At 55.1% G+C, this 14229-nt stretch carries 15 protein-coding genes, 1 pseudogene and 1 riboswitch; of the genes and pseudogenes, 7 read left to right on the top strand and 9 right to left on the bottom strand.

The annotated features are described in order from the left end of the window. Positions 1-439: 439 nt before the first annotated feature. The 4 genes and pseudogenes from IB212_RS13255 to rlmA all read left to right on the top strand — a co-directional run bounded on the left by IB212_RS13255 (position 440) and on the right by rlmA (position 3626). A pseudogene (locus IB212_RS13255) lies at positions 440-584 on the top strand (DUF2627 domain-containing protein). Positions 585-597: 13 nt separating this feature from the next. Then, entirely contained in the window at positions 598-807 is a 210-nt protein-coding gene (cspE, locus tag IB212_RS13250) for a transcription antiterminator/RNA stability regulator CspE (protein WP_001062678.1), read from the top strand. Positions 808-1024: 217 nt separating this feature from the next. Continuing rightward, a complete protein-coding gene (ftsI, locus tag IB212_RS13245; RefSeq protein ID WP_028013537.1) occupies positions 1025-2743 on the top strand; it encodes a peptidoglycan glycosyltransferase FtsI in 1719 nt (572 codons plus the stop codon). A gap of 67 nt (positions 2744-2810) precedes the next feature. Continuing rightward, a complete protein-coding gene (gene rlmA / locus IB212_RS13240; RefSeq protein WP_041909483.1) occupies positions 2811-3626 on the top strand; it encodes a 23S rRNA (guanine(745)-N(1))-methyltransferase in 816 nt (271 codons plus the stop codon). Here the strand turns inward: rlmA and mntP are convergent. The 5 genes from mntP to manX form a co-directional block, all read right to left on the bottom strand. Further along, complete coding sequence (gene mntP / locus IB212_RS13235; RefSeq protein ID WP_041911997.1) at positions 3623-4189, bottom strand: manganese efflux pump MntP; 567 nt, start codon at positions 4187-4189, stop codon at positions 3623-3625. The two genes, rlmA and mntP, sit on opposite strands and share 4 nt — an antisense overlap. 10 nt (positions 4190-4199) lie before the next feature. Further along, a riboswitch (yybP-ykoY riboswitch) is annotated at positions 4200-4390 on the bottom strand. A 198-nt stretch (positions 4391-4588) separates the two neighbouring features. After that, on the bottom strand, positions 4589-5047 hold the full coding sequence (locus IB212_RS13230) for a DUF986 family protein (RefSeq protein ID WP_041909484.1): 459 nt from the start codon (positions 5045-5047) through the stop codon (positions 4589-4591). 54 nt (positions 5048-5101) lie between these two features. Continuing rightward, positions 5102-5953: a PTS mannose transporter subunit IID gene (locus IB212_RS13225; protein ID WP_006810994.1), complete on the bottom strand. Its 852-nt coding sequence runs from the start codon at positions 5951-5953 to the stop codon at positions 5102-5104. A 12-nt stretch (positions 5954-5965) separates the two neighbouring features. After that, complete coding sequence (manY, locus tag IB212_RS13220; RefSeq protein WP_003859914.1) at positions 5966-6766, bottom strand: PTS mannose transporter subunit IIC; 801 nt, start codon at positions 6764-6766, stop codon at positions 5966-5968. Between the two features lie 47 nt (positions 6767-6813). Beyond that, positions 6814-7782 carry a PTS mannose transporter subunit IIAB gene (manX, locus tag IB212_RS13215; protein WP_028013533.1) on the bottom strand — a complete coding sequence of 323 codons (969 nt, stop codon included), beginning with the start codon at positions 7780-7782 and terminating at the stop codon, positions 6814-6816. A 265-nt stretch (positions 7783-8047) separates the two neighbouring features. On the opposite strand from manX, the gene IB212_RS13210 reads away from it, so the two are divergent. Then, the gene (locus IB212_RS13210; protein WP_373569430.1) at positions 8048-8257 is read left to right on the top strand and encodes a protein YoaL; all 210 of its coding nucleotides are present in this window, start codon (positions 8048-8050) and stop codon (positions 8255-8257) included. Continuing rightward, positions 8245-9804, top strand: coding sequence for a CNNM family cation transport protein YoaE (gene yoaE, locus IB212_RS13205; RefSeq protein WP_028013532.1), 1560 nt, complete (start codon positions 8245-8247; stop codon positions 9802-9804). Before IB212_RS13210 ends, yoaE begins: the two co-directional genes overlap by 13 nt. Before the next feature lie 240 nt (positions 9805-10044). Here yoaE and sdaA read toward each other — a convergent pair whose 3' ends face one another. The 3 genes from sdaA to pabB form a co-directional block, all read right to left on the bottom strand. Next, positions 10045-11409, bottom strand: a complete 1365-nt coding sequence (gene sdaA / locus IB212_RS13200) for an L-serine ammonia-lyase (protein WP_041909485.1) — start codon at positions 11407-11409, stop codon at positions 10045-10047. Between the two features lie 184 nt (positions 11410-11593). Next, positions 11594-12172, bottom strand: a complete 579-nt coding sequence (locus IB212_RS13195) for a CoA pyrophosphatase (RefSeq protein WP_041909487.1) — start codon at positions 12170-12172, stop codon at positions 11594-11596. Between the two features lie 2 nt (positions 12173-12174). Beyond that, positions 12175-13503, bottom strand: coding sequence for an aminodeoxychorismate synthase component 1 (gene pabB / locus IB212_RS13190; RefSeq protein ID WP_041909489.1), 1329 nt, complete (start codon positions 13501-13503; stop codon positions 12175-12177). 61 nt (positions 13504-13564) lie between these two features. Between pabB and IB212_RS13185 the strand changes: the two genes are divergently transcribed. Continuing rightward, complete coding sequence (locus tag IB212_RS13185) at positions 13565-13747, top strand: YoaH family protein (protein ID WP_008500497.1); 183 nt, start codon at positions 13565-13567, stop codon at positions 13745-13747. 6 nt (positions 13748-13753) lie between these two features. Here the strand turns inward: IB212_RS13185 and IB212_RS13180 are convergent, their stop codons facing one another. Continuing rightward, complete coding sequence (locus tag IB212_RS13180; RefSeq protein ID WP_041909491.1) at positions 13754-14098, bottom strand: RidA family protein; 345 nt, start codon at positions 14096-14098, stop codon at positions 13754-13756. Positions 14099-14229: the final 131 nt, after the last annotated feature.

Genomic DNA, 14229 nt, shown 5'->3' with positions numbered 1-14229 from the left:
TTTTGATGCAGAGTCATAAAAATTTCATTATTTTGGTGCATAACAATGCTAATTACCTGATGGATTTTAATACAGAAGGGTGCGGATTATTAACATCGTTTTTGGCTGAAACAATACGGTCACGTTACAATGATTTAAGCATAAGTTTTCACAATTTGTTCTAACTCAATCAACACCAAAGATTTCTTTTCCCGACTGCTGGACGCATTGTAATGATTGAGCTATGTTAAAAAAGTCTTAGATTACAGCGGTTGTGCAAGCAGCGTTGAGTCTGTGTAAGGGAGTATAGCCGTCTGTTTGAGAAGCGCATAATTGTGCAATTCCTTACAGACAGTGTTCGAATTTGTGCGGCGGATCGAGACATGTTTAAAAATGGCTTGCCATATTAAACATAGTGTGTGATAACACGTTTTGGGTCAAACGAGGTACAGTTCTGTTTATGTGTGGCATTTTCAGTAAAGAAGTCCTGAGTAAACACGTTGTCGTTGAATACCGCTTCTCTGCCGAACCTTATATTAGTGCCTCATGCAGTAATGTCTCAGTTTTATCTCAGTTAATGCCTGCGGGCTAAGAAAACACTCTAAGGAATTTTGCAAAATGGCAAAGATTAAAGGTCAAGTTAAGTGGTTCAACGAGTCTAAAGGTTTTGGTTTCATTACTCCTGCTGATGGCAGCAAAGACGTGTTCGTACACTTCTCTGCAATCCAGGGTAACGGCTTCAAAACTCTGGCCGAAGGCCAGAACGTTGAGTTCGAAATTCAGGACGGCCAGAAAGGCCCAGCTGCAGTTAACGTAACTGCTATCTGATCGAACCGCTGCTGACTGGGGCGCATAGCGCTTCACTCTCAGACATAAAGCCTCGCATCATGCGGGGCTTTTTTATTCCCTATCTTTCAAAATATTACTATCTACGGTCTTGTTAGCAACTTGTTGCAAAGCTGCGAGGTTAGTATCACAGTTTCGCCTCCCTAAGCGCATCTTTTCTCGTTAAATCAGAGCGTTGTTTAACAGCTCTGGGGTTCAGGTGAAGAAAAAATTGATATTAACCGCTGGCAATTTCACGCCGGCGCGTTTTGCGCTGCTCTGTTTCGCTATTTTCTGCAGTCTGGCCTTTTTACTTGGCCGCGTTGCCTGGCTACAAATCATCAAACCTGACAATCTGGTGAAGCAAGAAGATATGCGATCCCTCCGTCAGCTGGCGATTGATGCGCCGCGTGGGATGATTATGGATCGTGAAGGGCGACCGCTGGCGGTCAGCGTGCCCGTCCGGGCCGTATGGGCCGATCCAAAAACGGTGCTGGCAAAAGGGGGCGTTGGGTTTGATGAACGCTGGCAGGCGCTGGCGAGCGCGCTGCATCTTTCGTTGAGCACCCTTTCATCACGAATTAACGCCAACCCCCAGGGCCGCTTCATCTACCTGGCGCGTCAGGTCGATCCTGCTCAGGCGAAGTGGATTGATAAGCTCAATTTACCCGGCATTAATTTGCGCGATGAATCCCGCCGCTTTTACCCGGCAGGCCACGTGGCGGCGAACCTGATTGGCTTCACCAATATTGACGGGCAGGGCATTGAAGGGGTGGAGAAAAGCTTCAACACTCAGCTGACCGGTAAAGCGGGTGTCCGACAGGTCCGGGAGGATCGCTACGGGCGCGTGGTTGAAAACCTGACGGAAGTGGCGCCCACGCCGGCACATAACATCCAGTTGAGTATTGACGAGCGGCTGCAAACCATTACCGAAGACGCGCTGGACAATGCCGTCGCCTGGAATAAGGCCGAGTCAGGGGCATCGGTGCTCATTAATATCCCCACCGGGGAAATACTCGCCATGGCGAGCTATCCGGATTTCAATCCCAATAACCGGGAAGGCGCAACGATAAACGATTTTCGCAACCGGGCAATCAGCGATACGTTCGAGCCCGGTTCGACCGTTAAGCCGCTGGTGTTGATGACGGCTCTGCAGCAGGGGCTGGTCCAGCCGGACAGCGTCATTGATACCCACCCGTATACCCTTGACGGGCATCGTATCCGCGACGTGGGTTATTATCCTGAGCTGACTATGACCGGGATCCTGCAAAAATCGAGCGACACCGGCGTATCCCGGCTCTCGCTGGCGATGCCTGTCCAGCATCTTATTGATACCTATCGAAACTTTGGATTTGGCACCAACACGGGGCTTGGCTTAACGGGCGAAAGCGCCGGGCTGTTGCCACAGCGTAAATACTGGAGTCAGCTAGACCGTGCGACTTTTGCCTTTGGCTACGGCCTGATGGTCACACCGCTCCAGCTTGCCCACGTCTACGCGACGATTGGCGGCTTCGGGCTTGAGCGTCCACTCTCCATCACCCGCATCGATCCCCCGGTTATCGGCCACCGCGTCATGCCGGAGGAGATCGCGCATGAAGTGGAGCACATGATGGAAAGCGTCGCGCTGCCCGGCGGCGGGGGCGTTAAGGCCGCCGTTCGCGATTATCGCGTGGCGGTTAAGACCGGGACGGCGAAGAAAATTGATGATAGCGGCAAATATGTCGATAAATACGTCGCCTATACCGCAGGCGTTGCGCCTGCCAGCGACCCGCGTTTCGCCCTGGTGGTGGTGATTAACGATCCACAAAACGGGGCCTACTATGGCGGGGCGGTTTCCGCGCCGGTCTTCAGCGAAATCATGGGCAACGTGCTGCGCCTGGAGAATATCAAACCCGATGGCCTGCCGGCCGGTTCAGACCACCTTATCGTCATGCGGTAATCCAGCCATTTTATAGCAGGGCGAATAGCGGTACACTTCGCCCTTTGGTTTATCTCCCGGAGTTTCCATGTCCTTCAGCTGTCCCCTTTGCCACGCGTCACTGACGCGCTCAGATAAAAGTTATGCCTGTCCGCAGGGACATCAGTTTGATATGGCGAAAGAAGGGTATGTGAATCTTCTTCCGGTGCAGCACAAGCGCTCCCGCGATCCGGGCGATAGCGCAGAGATGATGCAGGCGCGCAGGGCGTTTCTCGATGCCGGGCACTATCTGCCGCTACGGGAGACGGTAGCGCAGATGCTGGGTGACTTACTGCCTGATTCGGCGTCCGCCATGCTTGATATCGGCTGCGGGGAAGGGTACTACACCGCACGGTTTGCGGATGTGGTGCGGGAGAAGGGGGCCGTGACATTCGGTCTCGACGTGTCGAAAGTGGCGATCCGCGCGGCGGCTAAACGTTACGCTGGCGTGACGTTTTGCGTGGCATCCAGCCACCGGCTGCCATTTGATAATGCCAGTATGGATGCCGTTATCCGCATCTACGCGCCGTGTAAAGCAGACGAGCTGGCGCGCGTGGTGAAGCCCGGAGGCTGGGTGATAACCGTCACGCCGGGCCCGCGTCACCTGATGGAGCTGAAGGGACTCATTTACGATGAGGTGCGTCTGCATGCCCCCCACTCTGAACAGCTGACAGGCTTTACGCTGAAGCAGGAGCATTCAGTGGCGTATGAAATGAGTTTGAACGGGGAAGAAGCGGTAGCCCTGCTGCAGATGACGCCGTTCGCGTGGCGGGCAAAGCCGGAAGTATGGGATGCGTTAGCGGCTCGGACGACGTTTGGCTGCCAGACGGATTTCAGTATCCACGTCTGGCAGCGCGACGCTTAAGGCGCGAAGTGTGCCCAGAGGATCTGGGCACCAATGCCGATCAGAACAATACCGCCTAAGATCTCGGCGCGTTTACCCAGCAGCGGGCCAATAAACCGCCCGACCATCATGCCCAGCGTGGACATAATCAGCGTTGCACAGCCAATGGCCAGCGCGGTGGCGATAATATTGACCTGCAGGAATGCCAGACCCACCCCGACGGCCATGGCGTCCAGGCTGGTGGCAATTGCCGTGGTGACCAGCAGCCAGAAACCGTGGCGGTGCAGCGGTGCTTCATCTTCATCATCATTCCCGCGAAAACCTTCAATCATCATTCGGCCTCCGAGAAACACCAGCAGGACGAACGCAATCCAGTGGTTCCACTCCAGCACGAACTGGCTGGCGAGCATGCCCAAACCCCAGCCGATGAGCGGCGTCAGCGTTTCGATGGCACCAAAGATCAGACCGGTGCGCAGAGCTTCTGTGAATTTAGGTTTGTGAAGCGTGGCGCCTTTGCCGATGGAGGCGGCAAATGCATCCATGGACATGCCAAAAGCGAGAAGGATCGTAGCGGAGATGTTCATAAGAGCGTCCAGACCGGGGATATCCATATGACACATCACTGCCCCCAGTAAACAGCAGTTGATGTATCTATGGTCTCGCCTGATCTCTTTTGCACGGTAAGCGTGCTGAAAGCGATCCGTACGCGCCACGTTTTTCAACGAGTATGTTGACGCGTACATTTCCTGCGTGCAGGAAATCGGCTACTCCCCAACGACGGGCGCAACCTTAACATATTTTGAGAATATAAAACAACAACGAGCAAGGCTTAATTTACCTGCGTCTTTGATAACGATTTTCATTTAGGTTTATGCGTGAAAATATCGTTAATAAATATAAGTCAAAGAGGCGAGAAGATATAGCAACGGCTATATTCTTTGCGAAAGAATATCACAATATATAGCCGAGGTTATAATGTTAACTTATTGAGTTTTAACGAGTAATGTGTAGATTTTCTCAAGGTCATCAATATTTTTGACCCGAATGAGCAGGCGGCGCTGTTCTAATTGCATCACTAACACGCCGTCCTCGGATAAATTCATCTCTTTAATACGGTTATATTCTATCCAGACATTGGCGAAGAAGAATCCGTGTTTTTTAAAAATGAGTTTTGGCGAGCGGATCCAGAACAGGTAAATCGCCATTAATGCCAGCGCACATAATAACCATGTGGTTAATATTGCACCGTGGCTGGTCACGTTATTGTAAATCAGAATGACCACCAGGCCGGCGAAGATAAATGCATCAATGCGTCCACGACGTAAGAGGGGAAGGGTCAGCAGCGTCTCGCCGTTACGGCGAGGCATAATGAATTCGTCATAGATCGCGTAAGCCAGAAGGGCAACAATAAACAACACCAGTACGATGTCCGTAACAGTCATTCATCCTCCAGATAAAAAGACCGGGGGCAAGCCCCCGGTCGATAACGCAATGTTTTACAGGCCCAGCAGGCCGACAGCGTAGCCCGCGATACCGATGACGAAGAAGCCAACGATGATCCACAGCGGGTTCACTTTCTTACGCAGCAGCCACATACAGGCGAAGGTCAACAGCAGCGGCACCAGGCCAGGCATCAGCTGGTCCAGAATCGTCTGCACGGTGGTGACGCGGGTTTGACCATCCTGACCGGTGATGGTTGAAACCACCAGCGGGATGTTCACGTGCGTCCACTTGTTAACCAGCGCCCCCATCACAAACAGGCCGAGAATAGACGCCCCCTCGGTCAGTTTCTGCAGGAAGCCGCCGCCCATATCCTTAACGATGTCCACGCCCTTACGGTAGCCGTAGGCCACGCCGTAGTAACGGGTCAGCAGACGTACCGCGTTGAACAGGATAAAGAACAGCAGAGGACCGAGCAGGCTGCCGCTCATCGCGATCCCGGCACCCAGCGCCGCGAAGACCGGACGAACAGTACCCCAGAAGATAGGGTCGCCCACGCCAGCCAGCGGACCCATCAGACCGACTTTGATACCGTTGATGGCACCATCGTCAATCTCCGCGCCGTTCGCACGCTGCTCTTCCATCGCCAGCGTCACGCCCAGAACCGGAGCCGCGACGTAAGGATGGGTGTTGAAGAATTCCAGGTGACGCTTAATCGCCTGACGGCGTGCTTCGTTGTTCTCAGGGTAGAGGCGTTTTATCGCCGGCACCATTGAGAAGCAGAAGCCCAGCGCCTGCATACGTTCGAAGTTCCATGAACCCTGAAACAGGTTAGAACGGATGAACACGCCACGAATATCACCCGGAGTGAGTTTTTTCTCGGTGGTAGTTTTTGTCATATCAACCATTTCGCTCACCTGTTAGTCCAGTTCGTTATCGAGATCGTTGTTACCAGCAGCCTGCGCTGGGGCACCCGCAACACGGTTGTATTTCGGGCTGAGCTGGATGTAGAGAATCGCCATCACGGCACCAATCACGCCCAGCGCAACGAGGTTGAAGTTGGTGAATGCTGCGGTGACGAAGCCGAGGTAGAAGAACGGCATCAGGTAGCCCGCGCGCATCATGTTGATGACCATCGCGTAACCTACCACGACGATCATACCGCCCGCGATGTTCAGACCGCTGGTGACCACTTCAGGAATCGCGTTCAGCATGCCCTGAACTTCACTGGTGCCAACAGAGATCGCAACGATAACCGCCGGGATTGCGATACGCATCGCCTGCAGGAACAGGGAAGACACGTGGATCCAGGAGAGTGCCGTGAGGTTGCCGTTCTCGGCCGCCTTATCCGCCGCGTGCTGGAAGGCCACGGTGATGGTACGAACGATGATGGTCAGCACCTGGCCTGCTGCGGCCAGAGGAATGGCAAGGGCAATACCTGCACCAATACTCTGATGACCGGCAATAACCAGAACGGTTGAGATGATAGAGGCCAGTGCGGCATCAGGCGCAACGGCGGCACCGATGTTCATCCAGCCCAGGGCGATCATTTCCAGCGTACCACCGATGATGATACCGGTTTTCATATCACCCAGAACGGCACCGATCAGCGTACAGGCCACCAGAGGGCGGTGGAACTGAAATTCATCAAGTACGGATTCCATACCCGCAATACACGCGACGATGAACACCAGCACAATCTGAAGAGTGGTAATCTCCATTGTACTTCTCCTATAACATAAGCTTTATGTGAAAAACCGGCGCGGGCTTATTTCCCAACTTTACCGATCAAATCCATCATTTTCAGTTTCTGGTCAGTGGAAACCTTACGGGCTTCCAGCTCAATACCGCGGGCATTCAGCTTGTTGAACGCCTCGATATCTTTCGCATCAACTGAAATCGCGTTGTTGACCTGCGTTTTGCCCTGACGGAAAGCCATACCGCCGATGTTCACGGAGGTGATTTTCACGCCGCCTTCAACAATGCGCTCGACGTCTGTCGGGTTAGTAAACAGAAGCATCACGCGTTCACCCGCATATTTCGGGTTGTTGTAAACGCGGATCATCTTGGCGACATCCACCACGTGCGCGGTAACGCCCGGTGGTGCAACCTGAGTCAGAAGGGTTTTACGGACAGTGTCGGCGGCCACTTCGTCACTGACCACGATGATACGCTGTACGTTGGTCTCTTTGGTCCAGCGAGTCGCAACCTGTCCGTGAATCAGACGGTCATCAATACGCGCCAGGCCGATAACCATGTAATCGTTCGGTCCCATCGGTTTTGCCGGTGCCGCTGCTTTCGGTGCCGCCGCAGCCGGGGCAGGGGCGGGTTTTTCAACCGGCTGAGCCTTCAGGGCTTTCACCCCTTCGCGGCCGGTTTCAACGGCCAGCGCGACCAGCTCATCGAAGCCTGGGTTGTCGTCGCGCGCCATAAAGGTTTCCACCAGCATGGGAATGTTTACCCCGGCGACGACTTCATAATGCTCTTTATCGACGACAATGCGGCTGGCAGCATTAAACGGACTGCCGCCCCATGTATCGACGAGAAACAGCACGCCTTTGCTGGTATCCAGCTTCGCGAGTTGAGCGTTGTACTTCTCAATCAGCGTCTCGGCATTTTCACCGGGAACGAAATCGATCCAGCCGACGTTTTCCTGCTCGCCCAACAGCATCTCTGCCGTTTTGAGTAGCTGCTCAGCAGCCCAACCATGTGTGCCTATGACAATAGCAATGGTCACTTGCTACCTCCTTTTATTATCATTAATACGCCTGCCGGGCAGGAGTACTGAGAATCGTATTGGCGAACCGAATCGATTCAGATAAGGGTTAGAGTTCAAAAAACTAAGACTTCCGCGAATTATTTTAGATAGTGAAAAAATAATTTATGTGATGAAGATCCGTAATTTAGCCACGCGTTACAGAATTATCTGTAGCGTATAGCCGCTGTGTTACAGAACTTTGCAAAGGAACGTAAATCTTTGCTAAAAACACAGTCTCTCTGATATGTTTAGCCTCCGTTTACTTGTTCAGGAGTATAGGGCTACAGCCCACTATATGGACCGTCACCGACGTCAGTCATCTACCAGGCCATTCCGCGCCTTTTTCACCGGCGAACCACGCCACGTATCAACTCTGTCTGCCTCTTATTTGCCCACGTTGAGTGGGGCACCGTTTTGTCATTCCTTTAGCAGGAGCTTGTCATGGAATTCTTAATGGACCCGTCAATCTGGGTGGGACTGCTCACGCTGGTCGTACTGGAGATCGTTCTCGGCATCGATAACCTGGTGTTTATCGCCATCCTTGCGGATAAGCTGCCGCCAAAACAGCGTGATAAAGCGCGTCTGATTGGACTCTCGCTGGCGCTGGTCATGCGACTGGGGCTGCTCTCCGTGATCTCGTGGATGGTCACGCTGACCAAACCGCTGTTCTCCGTCATGGATTACACCTTCTCCGGCCGTGATTTGATCATGCTAATCGGGGGGATATTCCTGCTCTTCAAAGCGACAACAGAGTTGCATGAACGGCTGGAGAACCGGCAGCATGATGATGGTCACGGTAAGGGCTACGCCAGCTTCTGGGTCGTGGTGCTGCAAATTGTGGTGCTGGATGCAGTCTTCTCGCTGGATGCGGTGATTACCGCGGTCGGTATGGTGAACCACCTGCCGGTGATGATGGCGGCTGTCGTGATTGCGATGGCGGTGATGCTGCTGGCCTCGAAACCGCTGACGCGCTTCGTCAACCAGCATCCGACGGTGGTCGTGCTCTGTCTGAGCTTCCTGCTGATGATTGGTTTGAGCCTGGTGGCGGAAGGTTTCGGCTTCCATATTCCGAAAGGCTACCTGTACGCCGCGATTGGCTTCTCGATCCTGATCGAACTGTTCAACCAGATTGCGCGTCGTAACTTTATTAAGCAGCAGTCAAATCAGCCGCTGCGTGCCCGAACGGCGGACGCCATTCTGCGCCTGATGGGCGGACGCCGTCAGGTGAACGTCCAGTCTGACCCTGAAAACCGTAACCCGGTGCCGGTTCCGGAAGGGGCATTTGTGGAAGAAGAACGCTACATGATTAACGGCGTGCTCTCCCTGGCCTCCCGCTCGCTGCGCGGCATCATGACGCCGCGCGGGGAAATTAGCTGGGTCGATGCGAACCTGAGCGTTGATGAAATTCGTCAGCAATTGCTCTCATCTCCGCACAGCCTGTTCCCGGTATGCCGCGGTGAACTGGATGAGATCATCGGCGTGGTTCGGGCGAAAGAGATGCTGGTGGCGCTGGAAGAGGGCGTCAACGTGGAGGCCATTGCAGCTTCGTCGCCGGCGATTGTCGTACCGGAAACGCTGGATCCGATCAACCTGCTGGGCGTATTGCGTCGCGCGCGCGGTAGCTTTGTTATCGTCACCAACGAGTTTGGTGTGGTACAGGGGCTGGTGACGCCGCTGGACGTGCTTGAAGCGATTGCCGGTGAATTCCCGGATGAAGACGAAACGCCTGAGATTGTGGCCGACGGCGAAGGCTGGCTGGTCAAAGGTGCGACCGACCTGCACGCGCTCTCGCATACGCTGGGGCTGGAAAACGTGGTTAACGATGAAGAAGACATCGCAACCGTGGCGGGGCTGGTTATCGCCGTAAACGGTCAGATCCCGCGCGTCGGGGATGTGATCGAGCTTCCTCCATTGCACATTACTATCGTTGAAGCTAACGACTACCGCGTCGATCTGGTCCGCATTGTTAAAGAACAGTCTGCACACGACGAAGACGAATAAGTCTGCTTAACGGGTACGATGTGCCCGCTACGATCTTCTGGCGGGGAAGATATTCCCGCCAGCCATTGTGGCGTTACTACCGCGCCTGCTTCTCTCTCAACCCGTTCGCTATTTAGCCGCTGCCTGATGTCAGGCCGAGCGCGAGCAGCCGCGACCGTAAAAGTGTAGTGGGGAAAGAAGAAGGAGACGAGAATGAAGGGAGAAATTCGCCCATCCGTTGCGGATGGGCGAAAGAGAGGATCAGTCGCACTGCACCTTAATGGCCAGACCGCCGCGCGACGTTTCACGGTACTTCGCGTTCATGTCTTTGCCGGTTTCGTACATGGTTTCGATAACCTTATCCAGCGACACGCGTGGTTCGCTGGTACGGCGCATCGCCATGCGCGAGGCGTTAATCGCTTTGACGGAGGCAATCGCGTTACGCTCAATGCACGGCACCTGCACCTGGCCTGCGACCGGATCACAGGTCAGACCGAGGTTATGCTCCATGCCAATTTCCGCCGCCACGCAAACCTGTTCAGGGCTTGCGCCCAGCAGCTCGGCCAAACCGGCCGCCGCCATGGAGCAGGCCACGCCTACTTCACCCTGACAGCCCACTTCAGCGCCTGAAATGGACGCGTTCATCTTGTACAGCGCGCCGATAGCGCCTGCCGCGAGGAAATAACGGATATAAATATCCGGCGTCACAGGCTCGATAAAGTGATCGTAGTAGGCCAGCACCGCCGGAACGATCCCGCACGCACCGTTGGTTGGCGCAGTCACGACGCGCCCCCCTGCGGCGTTCTCTTCGTTCACCGCCAGAGCAAACATGTTCACCCAGTCAACTACGTTCATCGGGTCGTTAGAGAATTTGTCCGTGGTCACCAGCATACGGCGCAGGGCAGAGGCACGACGCGGCACGCGCAGTGGCCCTGGCAGTACGCCTTCGGTGTTCATCCCGCGATCGATACAGGCGCGCATGGTTTGCCACACGTTGGCAAAATAGTCTTCGATCTCTTTTTTGCTGTGCAGCGCCAGCTCGTTCTGCATCACCATGCCGGACAGCGATAAGCCGGTCTCTTTGCAGTAGCCCAGCATCTCGGTGGCCGATTTGAACGGATAGGGCACGTTCACGTCGCCCGCGCTCTCTTTACCGAAATGCTCTTCGTCAACGATGAAGCCACCGCCGATGGAGTAGTAGGTTTTGCTGTAGAGCTCTTTTTCGCCGCTCCAGGCGTGGATAGTCATGCCGTTTTCATGCAGCGGCAGGTTGTCGCTGCGAAAACGCATGCCGTCATCCTGCGGAAAATCCACTTCGTGCTGACCGTTAGCCAGCAGCAGGCGACCGCGCGCTTCCACGTCGCGGATGAATGACGGGATGGCATCAATATCAACAGTGTCCGGCATATTGCCCGCCAGACCCATAATAATGGCGATATCGGTGTGGTGGCCTTTACCCGTTAATGACAGTGAACCGTAAACGTCTACGGCGACACGGGTAACGCTTTCCAGTAATCCTTTTTCGACCAGATCATCGACGAACTGTTTACCGGCCTTCATCGGCCCTACAGTGTGGGAAGAAGAAGGACCAATCCCCACTTTGAACATGTCGAATATACTAATCACTTTCACACTCCTGACAGGGTTACCGGGGTTCCAGTAACGATGTTATAACTGCGCATAGTGTAAGAGGGAACACCAACCTCGGCTTAACTATTCACATGAATTAAACTAATGGTTAACGATGGGTTTTGCTAATAGCGCGACGCGGATCGCAAACCTGCAAAAAAGGCTGGAATGTAAAGTATAGTCAAGGCTTCAGGCCGATTTGTAGCGCCAGTTCACGAATGATGCCCGCCGTCATGCCCCAGACAAAATAATGCTGATACCAGGACAACCAGACCCGATGGTCGTGCCCCCGGCGATGGATATCCAGCGGATGATAGCGGCTTAGCCGGAGCGCCTCTTCAAGCGGCATCTCAAACACCGCAGAGACTTCGTCGACGCTGGCGTGATACTGAAGATTGGGGGGGATAATGCCGACTACCGGCGTGACCTGAAAGCCGGTCACGCTGTCGACGGGCGGCAGCACGCCAATGACTTCCACCGCGTCAGGCGGGATCGCCACCTCCTCCTGCGCTTCCCGCAGCGCGGCGGCAATCAGCGACGCATCGGTGCTGTCCACCGCGCCTCCCGGGAAGGCCACCTGACCGGCGTGTTTGCGCATATGCGGCGAACGCTGCGTAAGCAGCAGGCCCGGCTGTTCCCGGCGCACCACCGGGATCAGCACCGCCGCCTGACGCTGATTCAGCGTGGCGCGGTTGACCTGCGGCCGTAGCAGCTGAAAGCGCGACAGAAAATCATCCAGCGTCAGGTTCTCTTTGTCCACCGTTAGTTCTCCAGTTGCTTCAGGATGCGGTTCACCTTATCAAAGGTTTCCTGATATTCCGCCTCGACCTGGCTGTCCGCCACAATGCCGCCGCCCGCAGAACAGTACAGATTGCCGCCGCAGGCCGTCAGCGTGCGAATGGTAATGCTGGTATCCATGGTGCCGCACAGGCTGATATAGCCGATGCTGCCGCACCAGGCGTTGCGGCGGTGCGGTTCCAGTTCGTCGATGATTTCCATGGCGCGAATTTTTGGCGCACCGGTGATGGAGCCGCCCGGGAACGCGGCCCGGAGCAGATCGCAGGCGGTGCGAGAGGCGGGCAGACGCGCGGTGATGGTGCTGACCAGATGATGCACTGCCGGGAAAGGCTCGACGACGAACAGCTCCGGCACGCGCACGCTGCCTGGTTCGGCGACCCGGCCAATATCGTTACGCATCAGGTCGACAATCATCAGGTTTTCGGCGCGATCCTTCGGTGACCCGGCGAGTTTCTCCGCCTGCTGGCGATCGGCGTCCGGATCGGCAAGGCGCGGCAGCGTGCCTTTAATCGGGCGGGTCTGAATCGTCCCTTCCGCCAGATGGATAAAACGCTCCGGCGACAGGCTGAGGATGGCCCCCTGTTTCAGACGTACAAACGCGCTGAACGGAGCCCTGTTGTTGGCATTGAGACGGGTAAACGCCTGCCACTCGTCCCCCTGGTATGCTGCCTGGAAACGCTGGGCAAGGTTAACCTGATAGCAGTCGCCGCTTTGCAGATAGGCCTGCACGCGGGAGAATTTTTCCGCGTATTCCGGCGCGGTCATGTTTGAGCGCCAGCCGGAGGTCAGGGTGAACGCCTCAGCTGGAGCAGGCTGTTGTGCCTCAAGCCAGGCCAGACGCGCCTGCACGTCATCATGGCTCAGCAGGGAGACCCTTTTTTTCTGGTGGTCCACAATCAACGCCCAGTCATACAGCCCCACGGCCATGTCCGGCAGGGCAATATCCGCCTGCGCATGCTCGGGCAGCATCTCGAAGCGGCGACCCAAATCGTAGCCAAACAGGCCCAGCGCGCCGCCCTGGAAGGGCAGGTCCAGGTTAGGGGTAGCGGATAAGCCCAGCGCGTTGATTTCCTGCTGAAGCTGCATCAGCGGATCGTCCGTCGTCGACAGATCGTCGGTCGTCAGCGTTTTCAGGGGATCGGCCACCAGAATATCGAAGCGGCTGTACGGGTGATCCGCATGGCCGGAGTGCAGCAGCATGGCAAAAGGAAGATGGCTCAGACGGGCAAACCAGAACTCAGCGGCGTCAGCGCGCCAGGGTAAGGTAACAACAATGGGGAAGCGCATGTTCATGTATGGCATACTACCGGGCAGCGTGAAATAATTAGCGCGAATAATTTAGCAGGAGTTGACGATGTTTGCAGGTTTACCTTCTCTGAGCCATGAACAGCAGCAGAAAGCGGTTGAGCGAATTCAGGAACTGATGTCCCAGGGGATGAGCAGCGGACAGGCGATTTCCCAGGTGGCGGAGGAGCTGCGCGCCACCCATACCGGCGAGCGGATCGTGGCGCGTTTTGAGGATGAAGATGAAGAGTAATCGGGCTTAAACCGCCGCGATAATCTTGATCTCAACCTTGTATTCCGGTTTCATCAGCGTGGCCTGTACGGTGCAGCGTACAGGCGCGTGACCCGCCACCACCCACGCATCCCAGGCTTTATTCATCGCCGCGAAATCGTCTTTATTTGCCAGGAAAATGGTCGCATCCAGAATGCGGGATTTATCGCTGCCCTGTTTTTTCAGCACCGCGTCAATCTGCGCCAGGGTATTCGCCGTCTGTTCGAACGCATCCGCGTCCAGATTTGACGGTACACCGGTGTAATACAGCGTCTGGTTATGGATCACCACATCAGACCAGCGGGCTTCGGCATCAATGCGCACAATTGTCATAAACGTTTCCTCGTTATTTTTCGTCGTCAGGCGGCAAGACTGCCATATTGTTCTGCCGTCGTCACTATTTGGGGTGGCACAGGAGAAGATGGGCTGACATAATCCCTGTGCAAAAATACAGTGAGAGAGCA

This window comes from Enterobacter sp. E12, assembly GCF_014596715.2.
Lineage (GTDB): Bacteria > Pseudomonadota > Gammaproteobacteria > Enterobacterales > Enterobacteriaceae > Enterobacter > Enterobacter bugandensis.
This window is presented reverse-complemented; position numbering and strand designations above follow the sequence as displayed.